At 62.4% G+C, this 12924-nt stretch carries 12 protein-coding genes and 1 pseudogene; 2 read left to right on the top strand and 11 right to left on the bottom strand.

What is annotated here, in order from left to right; genetic code table 11:
- Positions 1-99: 99 nt before the first annotated feature.
- Together GKZ67_RS20540 and GKZ67_RS20535 are read right to left on the bottom strand one after the other, a co-directional pair.
- A complete protein-coding gene (locus GKZ67_RS20540) occupies positions 100-1329 on the bottom strand; it encodes a M48 family metalloprotease (protein WP_173246261.1) in 1230 nt (409 codons plus the stop codon).
- 242 nt (positions 1330-1571) lie between these two features.
- Positions 1572-2843, bottom strand: coding sequence for a TPM domain-containing protein (locus GKZ67_RS20535; RefSeq protein ID WP_173246260.1), 1272 nt, complete (start codon positions 2841-2843; stop codon positions 1572-1574).
- Positions 2844-3162: 319 nt separating this feature from the next.
- On the opposite strand from GKZ67_RS20535, the gene GKZ67_RS24855 reads away from it, so the two are divergent.
- Complete coding sequence (locus GKZ67_RS24855) at positions 3163-3597, top strand: hypothetical protein (protein WP_317172201.1); 435 nt, start codon at positions 3163-3165, stop codon at positions 3595-3597.
- Positions 3504-4226 (top strand): acyl-CoA desaturase, encoded by a 723-nt coding sequence (locus GKZ67_RS20530; RefSeq protein WP_317172200.1) that lies wholly within the window; start codon positions 3504-3506, stop codon positions 4224-4226. Before GKZ67_RS24855 ends, GKZ67_RS20530 begins: the two co-directional genes overlap by 94 nt.
- A gap of 9 nt (positions 4227-4235) precedes the next feature.
- Here GKZ67_RS20530 and GKZ67_RS20525 read toward each other — a convergent pair whose 3' ends face one another.
- From GKZ67_RS20525 to GKZ67_RS20490, 9 genes and pseudogenes are all read right to left on the bottom strand, one after another.
- Entirely contained in the window at positions 4236-5675 is a 1440-nt protein-coding gene (locus tag GKZ67_RS20525; RefSeq protein WP_173246259.1) for an amidohydrolase family protein, read from the bottom strand.
- A 34-nt stretch (positions 5676-5709) separates the two neighbouring features.
- Positions 5710-7854: a hypothetical protein gene (locus GKZ67_RS20520; protein ID WP_173246258.1), complete on the bottom strand. Its 2145-nt coding sequence runs from the start codon at positions 7852-7854 to the stop codon at positions 5710-5712.
- Between the two features lie 282 nt (positions 7855-8136).
- Positions 8137-8469, bottom strand: a complete 333-nt coding sequence (locus tag GKZ67_RS20515; RefSeq protein ID WP_410505097.1) for a GNAT family N-acetyltransferase — start codon at positions 8467-8469, stop codon at positions 8137-8139.
- A complete protein-coding gene (locus GKZ67_RS24035) occupies positions 8430-8693 on the bottom strand; it encodes a hypothetical protein (protein WP_254244975.1) in 264 nt (87 codons plus the stop codon). The genes GKZ67_RS20515 and GKZ67_RS24035 overlap by 40 nt, the downstream gene beginning before the upstream one ends.
- A 148-nt stretch (positions 8694-8841) precedes the next feature.
- Complete coding sequence (locus tag GKZ67_RS20510) at positions 8842-9579, bottom strand: SDR family oxidoreductase (RefSeq protein WP_173246251.1); 738 nt, start codon at positions 9577-9579, stop codon at positions 8842-8844.
- A 76-nt stretch (positions 9580-9655) separates the two neighbouring features.
- Positions 9656-10546, bottom strand: coding sequence for an AraC family transcriptional regulator (locus GKZ67_RS20505; protein WP_173246248.1), 891 nt, complete (start codon positions 10544-10546; stop codon positions 9656-9658).
- The gene (locus GKZ67_RS20500) at positions 10530-10940 is read right to left on the bottom strand and encodes a DUF4260 domain-containing protein (RefSeq protein ID WP_173246245.1); all 411 of its coding nucleotides are present in this window, start codon (positions 10938-10940) and stop codon (positions 10530-10532) included. The genes GKZ67_RS20505 and GKZ67_RS20500 overlap by 17 nt, the downstream gene beginning before the upstream one ends.
- Positions 10941-11043: 103 nt before the next feature.
- On the bottom strand, positions 11044-11628 hold the full coding sequence (locus GKZ67_RS20495; protein WP_173246242.1) for a Crp/Fnr family transcriptional regulator: 585 nt from the start codon (positions 11626-11628) through the stop codon (positions 11044-11046).
- Positions 11629-11787: 159 nt separating this feature from the next.
- A pseudogene (locus GKZ67_RS20490) lies at positions 11788-12509 on the bottom strand (MBL fold metallo-hydrolase).
- Between the last annotated feature and the right edge of the window lie 415 nt (positions 12510-12924).

Below are 12924 nucleotides of genomic sequence, written 5' to 3'. Positions count from 1 at the left end.
AGCAGAATTCTGCTACTCACAACCAAGGGCTTTTTCGGTGCCGGCTTAAAGCATATTTTCAAGTTGATGTACGGAGCTAGTTGGATATCCAGGCAATCCCTAGCGGTCGGCCAGGTGCTCGGCTTTCCAGCGCATGGCCGATTGCACGCGGGTACGCCCGCTGGGATGGTCGAAGAAAATCATTTCTTCGAGCGGGGTTGGGGCAATTTTTCGGTATTCGGAGAGCTTCATGGCCACTGCCGCGAAGGCATCGGGCTGGCGGGCGGCATTCAGGCCAAACATATCGGCTTCCTGCTCACTCGTTCGCACAATGGTATTGGTTAGCGGGGTAGCCAGGAAGCCCGCCACTGAAAATAGCGCAACCAGCAGCGGCAGGCTGCCTACGTCGGCCAGCCCGGCAATGCCCCACCGTGGCCCGTAGCGCGCCACCAGCCAGCCAAACGCCCAATCGACCAGCCGAAAGGCTACCGCCAGCAGCACCACGAAGAATACCAGCATTTTAGGAATGTGATTCAGCACGTAGTGGCCCAGCTCGTGGCCCATTACCGCTTGTATCTCGGCAGGCGTGCAGCGGTGCAGCAGGTTATCGTTGAGCGATACCCGAATAGTGCTGCCCAGGCCGCTGACATTGGCGCTGATGCGCTTGCTTTGCTTGGAGGCATCAAAATAGTAGACGTTGTCGGCGGGCACGCCATTGGCGCGAGCCATAGACAGAATACCATCGCGCACGGGCCCGGCTGGCACCGCCGTGTACTTGTTGAACAGCGGGCTGATGAACACCGGCCCCACCGCCACCGAGATAACCAGAAAAACGCTCACGATAGCCGTGCCCCACAGCCACCAGCTGGCCCCGGTGCGCCGGATGGCCGCATATAGAGCCACCAGTAGCAAGCTACCAAAAACCAGGGTCAGGGCCAAGCTGGTCAGCGTTTCGCCCAGCCAGGCCCGAAGGTCAGGTTCGAGAGGCCGTAGTAGTGCTCCCGCACGTAGCCCTCGTACACCGTCAGGGCAGGCTGAGCACGAACGAGGCGAGCAGATACAGCGCCGCGTAGGCCCAGGTGCGCAGCCAGGGCCGGGGCAGCCGCCCGCTAATTCGCGCAGGCGGCGCGATAAACCCAACCCCAGAAACACGCCCGCCACCCCCAGCGCATACACCACGCTCCAGAGCTGCAGCCAGTAGCCACCTTCAAAATAAGCGTCTGACCGGGCTTTCTGGGCCGGCGTCAGGGTATCGAGGTAGTGCTGGGTGGCAGCCTCTACATTAAAGGCGGGGCGGGCGCGGGCAGTATCGGCCAGCGGCGCTGCCTGCCCGGTTATAAAACTCAGCATTAAAGCCAACACTAGTAAAAGATTGCGCATAGTAGCAGAGAGCATTAAGTAAGGAATAGCCTAGCATTCAGCCAGCCGCAAGCTACGTTCTTTGGCCATACTTTTCATCTTTTTCTATATACTGCCACAAAAAAAGCCGCCACCCGGTTTCGGGCGGCGGCTTTATCGAGTGTTACAAGGGTTATCAGAGTAGCAAAGCCACCCTATGCCCAAGCCAGCAGTGCTGGCAGGTGTTGACTACCCTACCACGAGCCACTGTTGTCGTCGGTGCTATCGAAGCCACCACCGCCGGTGTCGCCCGATGAAGTATCATCATACGACGAGTTATCGGAAGAAAAATAATCGCCCGACGAGTTAGAGTCGTTGCCCGAGAAATAATCCGGGGCGTTGCTCGTATTGTCACTGTTGCCGCCTCGCGACGAAAAGTAGTCGCCGGCCGCGCCAGTGCCAGCGGCTCCGGCCGCAGTGCCGGCTCCGCCAGCGTTATCAAAATTGTGCGCCGAGCCATTCTCGGTCTCGTGGCCCGATGCCATGCGGTTGCCGAGGTAGGCCCCGGCGGCGGCGGCGGCGCCGGTAGCCAGCATGCCGCCCATTCCGCTACCGCTGCTACCCTGCGCCGGAGCGCCATAGCCGGGGCCGGCGTTACCGCCCTGGTTAGGGAAAAAATTCGGTTGATTCGGTTGGGTGGGCCGGTTGGGCTGATTGGGGTAAAAGTTGGGGGTGCCGCCATTGCTGGCCGCCGGGGCGTTGTTGCGCCGGAACAGGCGCAGCAAAAACCACAGGATGCCGCCAATAACCAAGGCTCCGATAAGCAGCGTGCCCATACCGGGGCCCGACGAAGCCGACGTCGTTGTTTCGGTTTGCTGCACGCCGGCCGGATCGGGGGCCGACGTCTGCATGGCCGAAGCCGTATTGGACGTGTTGTCGGTCAGCTCGCCGCTGGTGGCCGCCGCTGCTGCACCCGTCGAAGCCGGGGCAGTGCTGGCCGTACCGGCCGTTTGCTTGCGGGGGTCCGAGCTCGGGTTGGCAGTTACCATCAGCGTGTTCAGGCCTGCCCGCAGGCCAGCGAAGTAGTTGCCCTGCTTGAAAGCCGGCGTCATTTGCTGGCTGATAACGCGGTTCACCACCTCCGGCGTGATGGAGCTGCGCAGGCCCGAGCCCGGCTGAATGCTCACTTTGTGGTCCTGGGCGCTGAGCAGCACCACCAGGCCGTTATTTTTATCGCGCTGGCCCACACCCCAGGCCGTGCCCAGCTCGCGGGCATAGTCGGCGGCCGGGCGGCCGCCCAGGCTCGGCACCGTTACCACCACCACCTGGGTACCGGTTTTTTCAGCGTAGCTGCGCAGGCCGCCATCCAGCTTTTTAGCATCGGCCGCACTCAGCAGGTTGCCCTGGTCGGTCACGAAGGTGAAGGGCACCGGCCGGGCCGGCAGCCCGCTGGTAGTTTGGGCTGAGGCCTGCTGGCCTAGCCCCGCGCCCACTAGCAGCAGGGCAAACAACAAAAAGCGATACATGGCAGGAAAGAAAAATGGTGAAAACCTTGGCCTTCTACGGCACAACCCGCCACTTGGCTGCCTGCCGATAAGCTGAACCACCAACGCGAGCAGCGGCAAACTACCTAACCCCATTCTGCACTTACTGTCGGGCTTTGCCGTTGTAGGTTTGCAGGAAAGCAGCAGGCCGGCCAATCCTACCGGGCGGGCAGCTGCGTATACCTCGTTCTGAAATTTGGCTTATGCAAGGTGCAGAAGTCCGCTGTAGCTGCCCTTTGGTGATGCGGCCCCGCTCCAGCGGCCGCTTCGCTGCGAGTAACCAGTTGGTTTTCTCTCCTTTATGCTCCTTCCCAAATTTGCTCCTCCGCGCACCTTCCACGCCGAGCTGAAGCGCCGCACCACGCAGTATTTTCAAACCACCGGCAAGGCCCAGACCGGCAACGGTGCCCTACTGGGCAAGGCACTGCTGCTGGTAGGCAGCCTCATAGCCCTGTACATTCACCTGGTTTTCTTTACGCCGCTCGCCGCCTGGGCCGTGCTGGAATGCGTGCTGATGGGCACCGTGCTGGCCCTCATCGGCTTCAATGTGATGCACGACGGGGCACACGGCAGCTTTAGCCGGCATGCCTGGCTCAATCGTTTTGCCGCCTTCACCCTCAACGTGTTGGGGGCAGCAGCTACATGTGGGACGCCAAGCACAACACGGTACACCACATGTACACCAACATCGATGGCGTCGACGATGACCTCGACATCCGGCCCTGGATGCGCCTGACGGCCGAGCAGCCGCGCCACCGCGCCCACCGCTTTCAGCACCTGTACTTCGGCTTTTTTTATAGTCTGCTCTACATCTCCTGGATTTTTATTACCGATTACCAGAAGTATTTCTCCCGCCGCATCGGCAGCGTGGCCCTCAAGCCCATGACGACCAACGACCACCTCATTTTCTGGGGCTTCAAGCTGCTGAATCTGGGCCTTTACGTTGCACTTCCCATATATAACGTCGGCTTTATACCCTGGCTCGTCGGCTTTCTGGTTATGGGGGCGGTAGCGGGCTTTGTGCTCAGCATTGTATTTCAGCTGGCGCACACCGTGGAGCAAACCGCTTTCCCGACGCCGCACGAAACTACCCGCAAGCTCGAAGATGAGTGGGCCATTCATCAGCTGCGCACCACGGCCAACTTTGCTACCGACAACCGCCTGATTAGCTGGCTGGTGGGCGGGCTCAACTTTCAGGTCGAGCACCACCTGTTTCCCAAAATCTCGCACGTTCACTACCCCATGCTGAGCAAAATCATCCGGCAAACCTGCGCAGAGTTCGGTCTGCCTTACCAGGAATATCCCAAGATGCGCTACGCCGTGGCCTCGCACGTAGCGTTCCTCAAACAGATGGGCCGGGCATAAGAGGCCCTGCTACTTGTTTTTTATCGCCGCCATCATCCTGCCCAAGTCGGCGCGCTGGTACACCTTGCCGCGCGCCACTACGGCCACTATTTTCTTCACGTTGGCAATGTTAGTCAGCGGGTTGGCCGCCAGCAGCAGCAGGTCACCGTCTTTGCCTTCGGCCACGCTGCCGCTACGAGCGGCCACACCCATAAACTCGGCGCCGTTGAGCGTGGCGGCCCGCAGGGCCTGGGCGGGGGTGAGGCCGGCCTGCACCAGCAGCACCAATTCATCTTGCAGCGAAGCGCCGGGGTAGGTAAACGAGTTGAACGGCCCGCTATCCGAGCCGGCCAGAATAGTAACGCCCGCCGCCTGCATCTGCGGCACCAGGGTCATAAACCGGGCTTCCAGCTTCTGGGTGAATGCCCGGGCCGCGGCCGACTGCTGCCGGGCGCTGCCCAGGCGCTTGGCATACGTAGCCTGAATTTTGGGGTCGATGTAAGCCAGCAGCGAGTCGTGGGTATGGTTGTTCTCACTAAGCCCGGCCAACGTTTTGCCGATGGCCAGCGTAGGCACGGCCGCCGTGTGGTGGCTGGCCATGAGCCGGAAAATGCGCTGGGCCGCGGCCGGACTATACGTATCGTACACGGCCGGCAGCATCGCAAACAGCCCCAGCGGCTTGGGTGTGCTCAGGCTGTTGCGCACCAGCGCGGTGAGGCTGTCCTCCTTACTTGAACAGGACTTGAACACATAGTACAGGTGCTCGGTAGCATCAAGGCCCCGGTTTACCGCCTCGGCCAGCGTAACGGAATACGGCATGTGGCCGGTAGTTTTCATGCCCCGCTTTTCGGCCTGCGAGATGGTTTCGAGGTAGGCATCGCCCGAAATCTTGCTGTCGTAAATCTTCACAAAATCCACCCGCAGCTTTTGCAGCGAGTCGAGCGCCCGGCTCACCTGCGCCGGCGTCACCACTTCGAGCGAGCCGGGCCAGGTGGCACCCGGCCCATCTATTTTGGGGCCCGAGGTGAAGATGCGCGGTCCGGCCAGCGTGCCGGCGTCTTCCTCGCGCCGCCACTCAAAAATGCGGGGCGTTATATCGCCGCCGCAGTCGCGCACCGTGGTAATGCCGTGGGCCAGGTACAGCGTGAGGCTCTTTTTATTGGCCGCCGCCAGGCTGTCGCCGCCCCGGAAGTGGACGTGCATATCCCAGAGGCCCGGCAGCAGAAAGCGGCCGGTGCCGTCCAACTTTTTCCGGGCCTGGTAGCGGGCCTGGCCGGCCGGCCCCACCCGCACTATTTTGCCGGCCTTTACGGCTACCGTCTGGTCGGGCCGCAGCTGGCCGGTGGCCACGTCCACCACGTTTACGTGCTCGATAAGCAGGTCGAAGGTTTCGGCCGGAGCCGGCCGCCGGGCTATGCCCGCCAGCAGGGCCGCTACGGGTAAGCCCAGCAATAAGTGCGTGAATCTCATGGCGCGAAAGTAGGCTATCGGCTAATAACACGCCTCAGTTCTTGCCTTCGCTCAGCTTCTGCGCCAAGGCCTGCGGCACCCCCGCGCTGTTGAGCAGGCCACTTACCAGGGCCTGCCGCCAGAGCACAAACACGGCGAAGCGCGGGTCGCGGTTGGTGCGCAGGCGGCCGGGTGCCAGCCGCCCATTGGCGCGCGGGTTATTCGTACGAATAACTAGGGCATTGGCCACGCCCGACTCCAGCCGCGTCAGCAGGTTGGTTTTGATACCGGTGGGCTCGCTTTTAACAAATTTCAGGTGCAGGCCCGAGTACTCGGCCCACATGGTACCATCGGCCTGCTTTAAGTCGGCGTGCAGGGCAAACCGCATGGCCTTCAGGTCGCCGCTGCCAAACTCGAATAGCCGCGTAGGGCCAATCATGGGATTGAGGATGGCAAACGGCGCGGCTCCAAACGTGCCCGTTACCTCGTGGCGGCCAAGCGGGTCGAGCAGCGGAATCCGCAGCTGCAGCTGTAGCTTACACTGCCCCTGCAGGTAGGCCGTGGCCGTGCCAGTCAGCGGCTGGCTACCAGTCATGCGACGCGGGTCGTTGCTGAGGTTATGCAGCTTGCCGCTCATCCGGGAAATGATTATATGGCCCACCACGGGGCTGCGCGGACTGCGATAAGGTGTGCTGATAGTACCAGCATCTACCTGCACTTTGTCGATACTCACCAGCAGCGGCACCCGGCGCACGGCCAGCGGCGTGAAGACAGATGGTTGCCGGGGCAGCGGGGCGCGGCCGTCGCTGGCAATCTCAACCCACGGCCGCTCCGCTACCAGCGTGCCAGCCAGCAGCTCATGCTGCCGCAGCAGCCGGCCAAAATCGAGCCCCAGCAGGCGCAGGGCAGGCAGCCTTACGGTGAGATGAACCGATTGCTCGCCCTTGCGCCGGTCCAGGTCGGCCGCCGATACGGTGGGCTGAATAGCCAGCCCTCGCAGGCTTAGCTGCTGCTGGCGGGTATCCAGTTGCAGGCCCTGGCAAGCCAGCTGGTAGAAGGGGGCATCGTAGGTGGCCGTGATAAGCCCCGTAGCCGCCCGCCAGGCCCGCGCATAGGCCAGGCGGTGCGGGTCGCGGGCGGCAGCGGCATCTACGCGCAGCTGCTGGGCCTCAAGGGTAATATTACGCACCGTAGGGTTCAGGCCGGCGCCCACGGTCCGCACCTGGCCGCCCTGCACACGCAGGCTGGCCAGGTCGGCCCGGCGCAGATAGGGCGCCAGCCGCTGGTACAGGGGCTGGGCCACCGAGGCGGGCACCAGCCCCTGCACTAGCGGCCGGTAGAGCGTCAGCGAATCGGCCAGAAAGCGCTGCTGATGCTGTAGCACCGCCGTTTGCCAGCCGCTGAGTACCAGGTGGGGCAGCCAGAGGCTGGTTGGCTGCGGCCTACCAGCAACTACCCGTACGGAGTCGAGCAGCAGCCGGCCAGCCCGCAGCTGGCCCTGCGTCAGCTCGGCGACGGTGCCGGGTAGCCGCAAGGCCGCGCCGCGCACCTGGGCAGTAAGGCCGGCAGCATAGGCAGTGCGGTGCGTATCGGCAGCGCCGGCGGCACTCAGCAATACATCGCGGGCCAGCAGGGAGGCCCGCCCTATATCGGCCAGGGTATCGGGGCCGGCGACGTAGCGGGCCCGCAGGTGGCGCAGGGCCACCAGGCCCAAGCGCAGGCCCGCTACTTGCCTGGGCAAGTAGGTGTACAGCGGGCGATTATTGGTCAGCAGTTGCCGGGGCAAGCCCACCGGCAGCTCCAGCGATACGTCACTTACCACCAGGCTGTCGATGGGTACTACCCCACCCCGCAGCAAGGCCAGCAGGCCAACTCCACTCAGCTGAATATCAGCTACCGACAAGCTTGCGTGCGGCAGGCCGGGCGGCCACCCACCGGGGCTTTGGGGAACTGGCACCAGCTGGGCACGGCGGATTTCCAGGCTCCGGCTCCAGAACCCGACGCGCAGCTCGCCGATGCGCAGGCGGTACGCCCCGTGGCTTTGCCGGCTCACCTGCCGCCCGAGCCTACGCACCAGCCAGGGCTCAAGCAGGCGCGCCGCCACCAGTCCGCCCAGCAGCACTACGCCGGCAACCACGGCCACCCAGCGCCAGCGGCGGTAAGTGGAGTTGGTGATGGGCGGCTGGGGAGAGACAGACATGAAACAGCTGGTAAACAGCCCGCCTACGATAACCCGGCCACGACCGCCGAGCTAGCAGGCATGATTCTGCTTTTTTACGCAAAAATCAGGGATTTTCCTGCCTTGCTCCTCTTGCAGCTTTAGGCTGACGGCTACGCTGCCAGATTAAAAGGCTCCCTTATATTATTAATTTAATATATTTACTATATTAAATATTTACCAAAAAATAGTGCACGCTTTGCAGTTCTCGTTCGCAAAGAGCATCCGCTGAGGCGGCGCCGGGCGCGAGCTGCCAGGTTCGCGCTACTCTCGTGAGGGTAGTACGGCAGGCTCCACGGTGCGCTCGAAGCGCAGGCGGCTGTTCACATCGGTTCCTACCGATGTAAAGCCATTGCGCAGCAATACTTTTTGGGAGGTGATATTTTCGGGCGGCGTGTGGGCTACCAGCTGGTGCACCATGCCGGTAGCGGCCGCCTGTTGCACCAGGCCCGCCACCAGCTCGCTGCCCAGGCCCCGCCCGCGCCAGTCGGCGGCGATGGAATAGCCCAGCTCAACTACGCCGGCCGCATCGGGCGGACCCATAAAGCCGCCCGTGCCTACCAGCGTGCGGGGCGTATCGCCTTCGGCTTTGCGCAGCGCGTACCAATTGTACCAGCCTGCCGCGTCGCGGCCCCGGCCGTGAGCTTTTCCAGAAAATACTCCATCGCGTCGCGGTCGTACTCGCCGGGCGGCCAATCGGTGGGCAACACGGCTCCCAGCAGGGTTGAAAAATACTGCGGCTTGTGCAGCTCGGCCGTGAGCAGGGCCCGGCTGGCGGCCAGAATAAGCAAGCGGGGCGTATGGGTGATGAGTGGAATCATAGCCAGCCTATACGGCAGGCCTGGCCGCCGTGGCTACGTAGCCGCCGGGCCGGGCCATATATATAGCAGTTGCGCCAGGACCTGGCGGCGCTGCCAGCGGGCGGCGCTCAGGTTGGCTTTACCAGTGCCGCGCAGGCGGCGGGCTTTTTTACCAGGGACTTATACCGGTTTCGGGCGCATTATCATCGCTGAAAAACTGGCTGGTGGGGCCATCGGGGCCCAGCAGGGCAGCTTTTACCACGCGGGCAGCGGCATCTTGTACGCTGCCGGGGCCGTTGTGGTGGTTGAAATCGGTGGCGGTGTAGCCGGGGTCCACGGCATTCACCTTGAAAGGGGTCTCGCGCAGCTCGTAGGCCAGCATAATTGTGTAGGCGTTCAGGGCAGCCTTGGAGGGCTGGTAGGCGGCACCCTTCACCGGGTAGTATTTCCAGCTCGGGTCGGTGTGCAGCGTGAGCGAGCCCAGGCCCGATGTGACGTTGACGATGCGCGGCGCGGGCGACTGCCGCAGCAGGTCGAGAAACGCCTGCGTCACCCCGATTACCCCAAATACGTTGGTGTCAAACACCTCCCGGATGGTGCTGAGGCCGGTGCTCGAAGCCGGCTGCACCATGCCGCCCAAAATGCCGGCATTGTTGATGAGCACGTCGAGCACCGGCGTTTTCTGGCCCAGGGCCACGCGGGCAGCGGCAATGGACTCGCTGCTCGTTACGTCGAGTTGGATGGGCTCTACCTGCGTGAGACCTTCGGCCTTGAGCTGGTCGACGGCCTGCTGGCCGTTGTGGGCGTCGCGGCTGCCCAGGTACACATAGTAGCCTTGCTGGAGGAGCTGCCGGGCGGCTTCGAAGCCGATGCTTTTGTTGGCGCCGGTAATGAGAGCGGTTTTCATGGTTGCTGTTAGTCAAATAATTAACAGCACAAAATTACCCTACCCTGGCGGCGCGGCTGGTACCCATTTCGCGGTACTACTGGTACATTTTGCGGATGCTGACCCGGTACTCGGCCGGCGTCTGGCCGGTTTCGCGCTTGAAAAAGCGGTTGAAGTAGGAGGCATCCGAAAAGCCCAGGTCGAAGGCCAGCTCTTTGAGCGACTGTGGCGTGTAAAACAGCAGGCGCTTGGCTTCCAGCACCAGTCGCTCGTGCAGGTGCTTAATGGCCGACTTCCCGCTCTGGGCCTTCACCACCTCGCTCAGGTGCCCCGCCGAAATGTGCAGCAGCTCGGCGTAGGCACCCACCTCGTGCAGCTCGCGGAAATTTTCCTCGATATGGGCCTGGTACGCTTTCAGCAGCCGCTGGTCGGCCGAGGGCTCGCCGCCCGGAAACTGCTCCGTGTACAGCCGGCTGAGGTAGGTGAGCAGCACCAGCAGGTAGGCGCTCAGCATCTGGTGCTGCCACTCGCCGGGGCGCTGGTACTCGGCTTCGAGCTTCAGCAGCAGGTCGTCTACTACGGCTTCATCGGCAGCGGGCAGGAGTAATTCGTGTTCGTGGTGCGGGTTCTGGATGAGCGGCAGGCTGCGCAGGGCCGCGTTTTGCTGCAAGGCCAGAAACTCATTCGTGAACTGGAGCCGGGTGCCCCAGAAGGGCGTCGGCTCCTCTTTCACCAGCAGCTGGCTGGGGCTCGAAAAGTAGAGCGCGTGGTCCTGGCGCACGTAGGGCACGGCATCGACCCAGTGCCGGCCGCGCGCACGCTTCGTAAACACCAGCATGTAGTAGGCCTTGCGGTGCGGCAGCAGCACATCGGCCTCGTAGGGCAGCACGCCTTCCGAGCGCACGAGGGAGAAGAAGCTGCTCCCGCTTAGTTCGTCTGGCTCAAACGGGTATATCGGTACCGGCTGCCGGCTAGTGAGCGTCTGCATAGCCCAAATTTAGGGCTGGCGCGGCCGGGCTAGTCGCGGCGGGCGCTTTACCTACCCGGCCCAGGTGCGTATCCTGGAAACCGGTGGCGTATTTGAGGCCGTAGCCCAGCAGCCGGTCGAAGGCGCTGTGAAACAGCAGCACCGTGCCGGCCAGCACCACCAGGGGCAGCCCCAGCAGCCACCCCGCTACGCCCACGGCTATCGCCGTGGCCTTGTGGTGCACCAGGTTGTAGCTGGCGGCGCCCACGCGCGGGCCAGCCAGGTAGCCCAGCATGCTCAGGTCGGGCAGCAGAAAAGTGGCGGGCAGCACCCACCAGGCAAAAGGCAGGTGGGCGAATACAAACATGGCCAGCAGCATTTCGGCCAGCTCTTCAGTTTTAAGCAGCGATTTCATGGGCGTATCCGGAGATTTGGGTGGTGAAAATCAATACCCAAAATTCCGCTCGCCGCTAGCTCCCCGACGATAACAAAAGCTAAGAAAAATCAGCGCCCTACTCCTAGCGCCCCCGCGCCACCCGCGCCCGAATGCGGCTCAGCGACACCGGCGTGACGCCGAGGTAATTGGCCACCAGGTGCTGCGGCACGCGCTCCAGAATCTTGGTTTTGCCGCTGGCCAGCAGCGCCCGGTAGCGCTCCTCGGGCGAGAGCATGAGCTGCTCGGTGAGGCGGGCATCGGTGCCCAGCAGGTGGTACTCGGCCAGCACCCGCCCAAACCGCTCGTAGGCCGGGCACTCGTCGTAGAGCTGCCGCAGCACCGCGTAATCGAACACCAGCAGGTCGGTATCAGTCAGGGCCTGAATGTTGAGCTGGCTCGGCTGGCCCAGCAGGCAGCTCGGGTAGTCAGCCAGCAGGTGGTTTTCGAAGAAGAAGTACGTGGTGCGCTCCTCGCCGCTCGGGCGCAGGTAGTAGAGCCGGCAGGAGCCCTGGAGCAGCAGGGCGATTTCGGGCCGGTAGTCGCCGGCCTGCACAAAGTGCTGGCCGCGCGCCAGGTGGGCCGGGCGCACGGCCCCGGCGAGCAGCTGCCACTCGGCCTCGGTAAGGGTGGGCACGAAGCGGCGCAGGTAGGCAAGCAATAGGTGCATAGGCAGGTAGCGCGAAGCCAGGCACCAAAGCTACTGCGCGGGTAGGCGGCCAAAGCTGGTGCTTGCTAGTACTTACCCCACTCTCCTACTCCCATCCAAACACTCCAGCCGCTACCAGACATGGCAACGGCTAGCCGCAGCTCGCTGTTGTTGTATGGCTTAAACAGGCTTCAGCGGCTTACCCGCAAAGGGGTTAGGCTGTTGAAACTTCTCTTTCAGCTTCGCATTGGCCTGCTTGGTCACGGGGCCACCGTGTCCAAAAACGGCTTGGTCAAACGAAAGCCCGGCGGCTTTCAAAAGGCTCTGCCGGCCCAGCGCCATATCCTCGTACACGGTGCTGTAGGCCAGCCCCGACATATTGGCGCAGATATCCCCCGCAATCAGCACCCCATCCTGCTCCAGCAGCAAGGCGATGTGCCCCGCGCTGTGCCCCGGCGTATGAATGACGCGCACGCCGCCCGCCACCGGAATCACGTCGTTATCAGCCACCTGCTCGTCTATTTTCACGGCGGGAATTGTCCGCGCCACTTTCTTAATAAAGATGTTAAAAACCAGCCAGTTCCTTACCCCTGGGGTCAGGTAGCGGGGCCGCTCGGCTCCTCCTTGCTCCAGGGCGGCTGCCTCATCGGCGTGTGCATACACGCGGGCCCCAGGCGCTGTTTCAGGTCGGCCGCGCTGCCGGCATGGTCGGGGTGCCAGTGCGTAAGAATAATCTGCTTGATGGCGTCCGGATTTTTACCTCCCTTGCGGATAGCCGCAAACAGCTTCTCGGTGCTGCCCGGCACGCCGGTATCGACCAGTGTCAAGCCATTGTCTTCGATTACAAAGGCATTGGATGCGCCCAGGCTGATTTGGTAGAGACGCTTGCTAATCTGTTTCATAATAGCGGGTAGTTACTGGCTTTCTGGCAGCTAAGCTAAGCGGCTAAAGTAGAAAGTGCGCCCGGCCCGCTAGCCACCAACGCCGACAGCCGCTACCGGAGGCGGCAGCGGTTATGGATAAGACTTGTTCCTGAATCAGTAAAAAGTTAAAAGAACGTCATGCTGAGCTTGTCGAAGCATGACCGACGTTTTTTCTTGATTTTCTTAATTCAGGAACAAGTCTATAGCCTAAATCCATGATAGTTCGAGTCCCAATTGCAGCAACTCCACTTTGTCGTCTTTGTATCATGCTCGCCCGATATGCTGCAAGTCCATAACAGGCTCTGGCCCCCAGAAACACGGCAGCCGCTACCAGGGCGGCAGCGGCTGGGAAACTGTCCTTACTTTAGCTCTATGGAAGCTGTCCTGTCTCGCA

Origin of the sequence: Hymenobacter sp. BRD67, assembly GCF_013256425.1 — a bacterium.
Classification (GTDB): Bacteria; Bacteroidota; Bacteroidia; order Cytophagales; family Hymenobacteraceae; genus Hymenobacter.
This window is presented reverse-complemented; position numbering and strand designations above follow the sequence as displayed.

Excerpts from the sequence above, each read along its gene's own strand:
- GKZ67_RS20540 (WP_173246261.1), bottom strand. The coding sequence starts at position 1,329 with ATGCTGAGTTTTATAACCGGGCAGGCAGCGCCGCTGGCCGATACTGCC.
- GKZ67_RS20535 (WP_173246260.1), bottom strand. The coding sequence starts at position 2,843 with ATGTATCGCTTTTTGTTGTTTGCCCTGCTGCTAGTGGGCGCGGGGCTA.
- GKZ67_RS24855 (WP_317172201.1), top strand. The coding sequence starts at position 3,163 with ATGCTCCTTCCCAAATTTGCTCCTCCGCGCACCTTCCACGCCGAGCTG.
- GKZ67_RS20530 (WP_317172200.1), top strand. The coding sequence starts at position 3,504 with ATGTGGGACGCCAAGCACAACACGGTACACCACATGTACACCAACATC.
- GKZ67_RS20525 (WP_173246259.1), bottom strand. The coding sequence starts at position 5,675 with ATGAGATTCACGCACTTATTGCTGGGCTTACCCGTAGCGGCCCTGCTG.
- GKZ67_RS20520 (WP_173246258.1), bottom strand. The coding sequence starts at position 7,854 with ATGTCTGTCTCTCCCCAGCCGCCCATCACCAACTCCACTTACCGCCGC.
- GKZ67_RS24035 (WP_254244975.1), bottom strand. The coding sequence starts at position 8,693 with ATGATTCCACTCATCACCCATACGCCCCGCTTGCTTATTCTGGCCGCC.
- GKZ67_RS20510 (WP_173246251.1), bottom strand. The coding sequence starts at position 9,579 with ATGAAAACCGCTCTCATTACCGGCGCCAACAAAAGCATCGGCTTCGAA.
- GKZ67_RS20505 (WP_173246248.1), bottom strand. The coding sequence starts at position 10,546 with ATGCAGACGCTCACTAGCCGGCAGCCGGTACCGATATACCCGTTTGAG.
- GKZ67_RS20500 (WP_173246245.1), bottom strand. The coding sequence starts at position 10,940 with ATGAAATCGCTGCTTAAAACTGAAGAGCTGGCCGAAATGCTGCTGGCC.
- GKZ67_RS20495 (WP_173246242.1), bottom strand. The coding sequence starts at position 11,628 with ATGCACCTATTGCTTGCCTACCTGCGCCGCTTCGTGCCCACCCTTACC.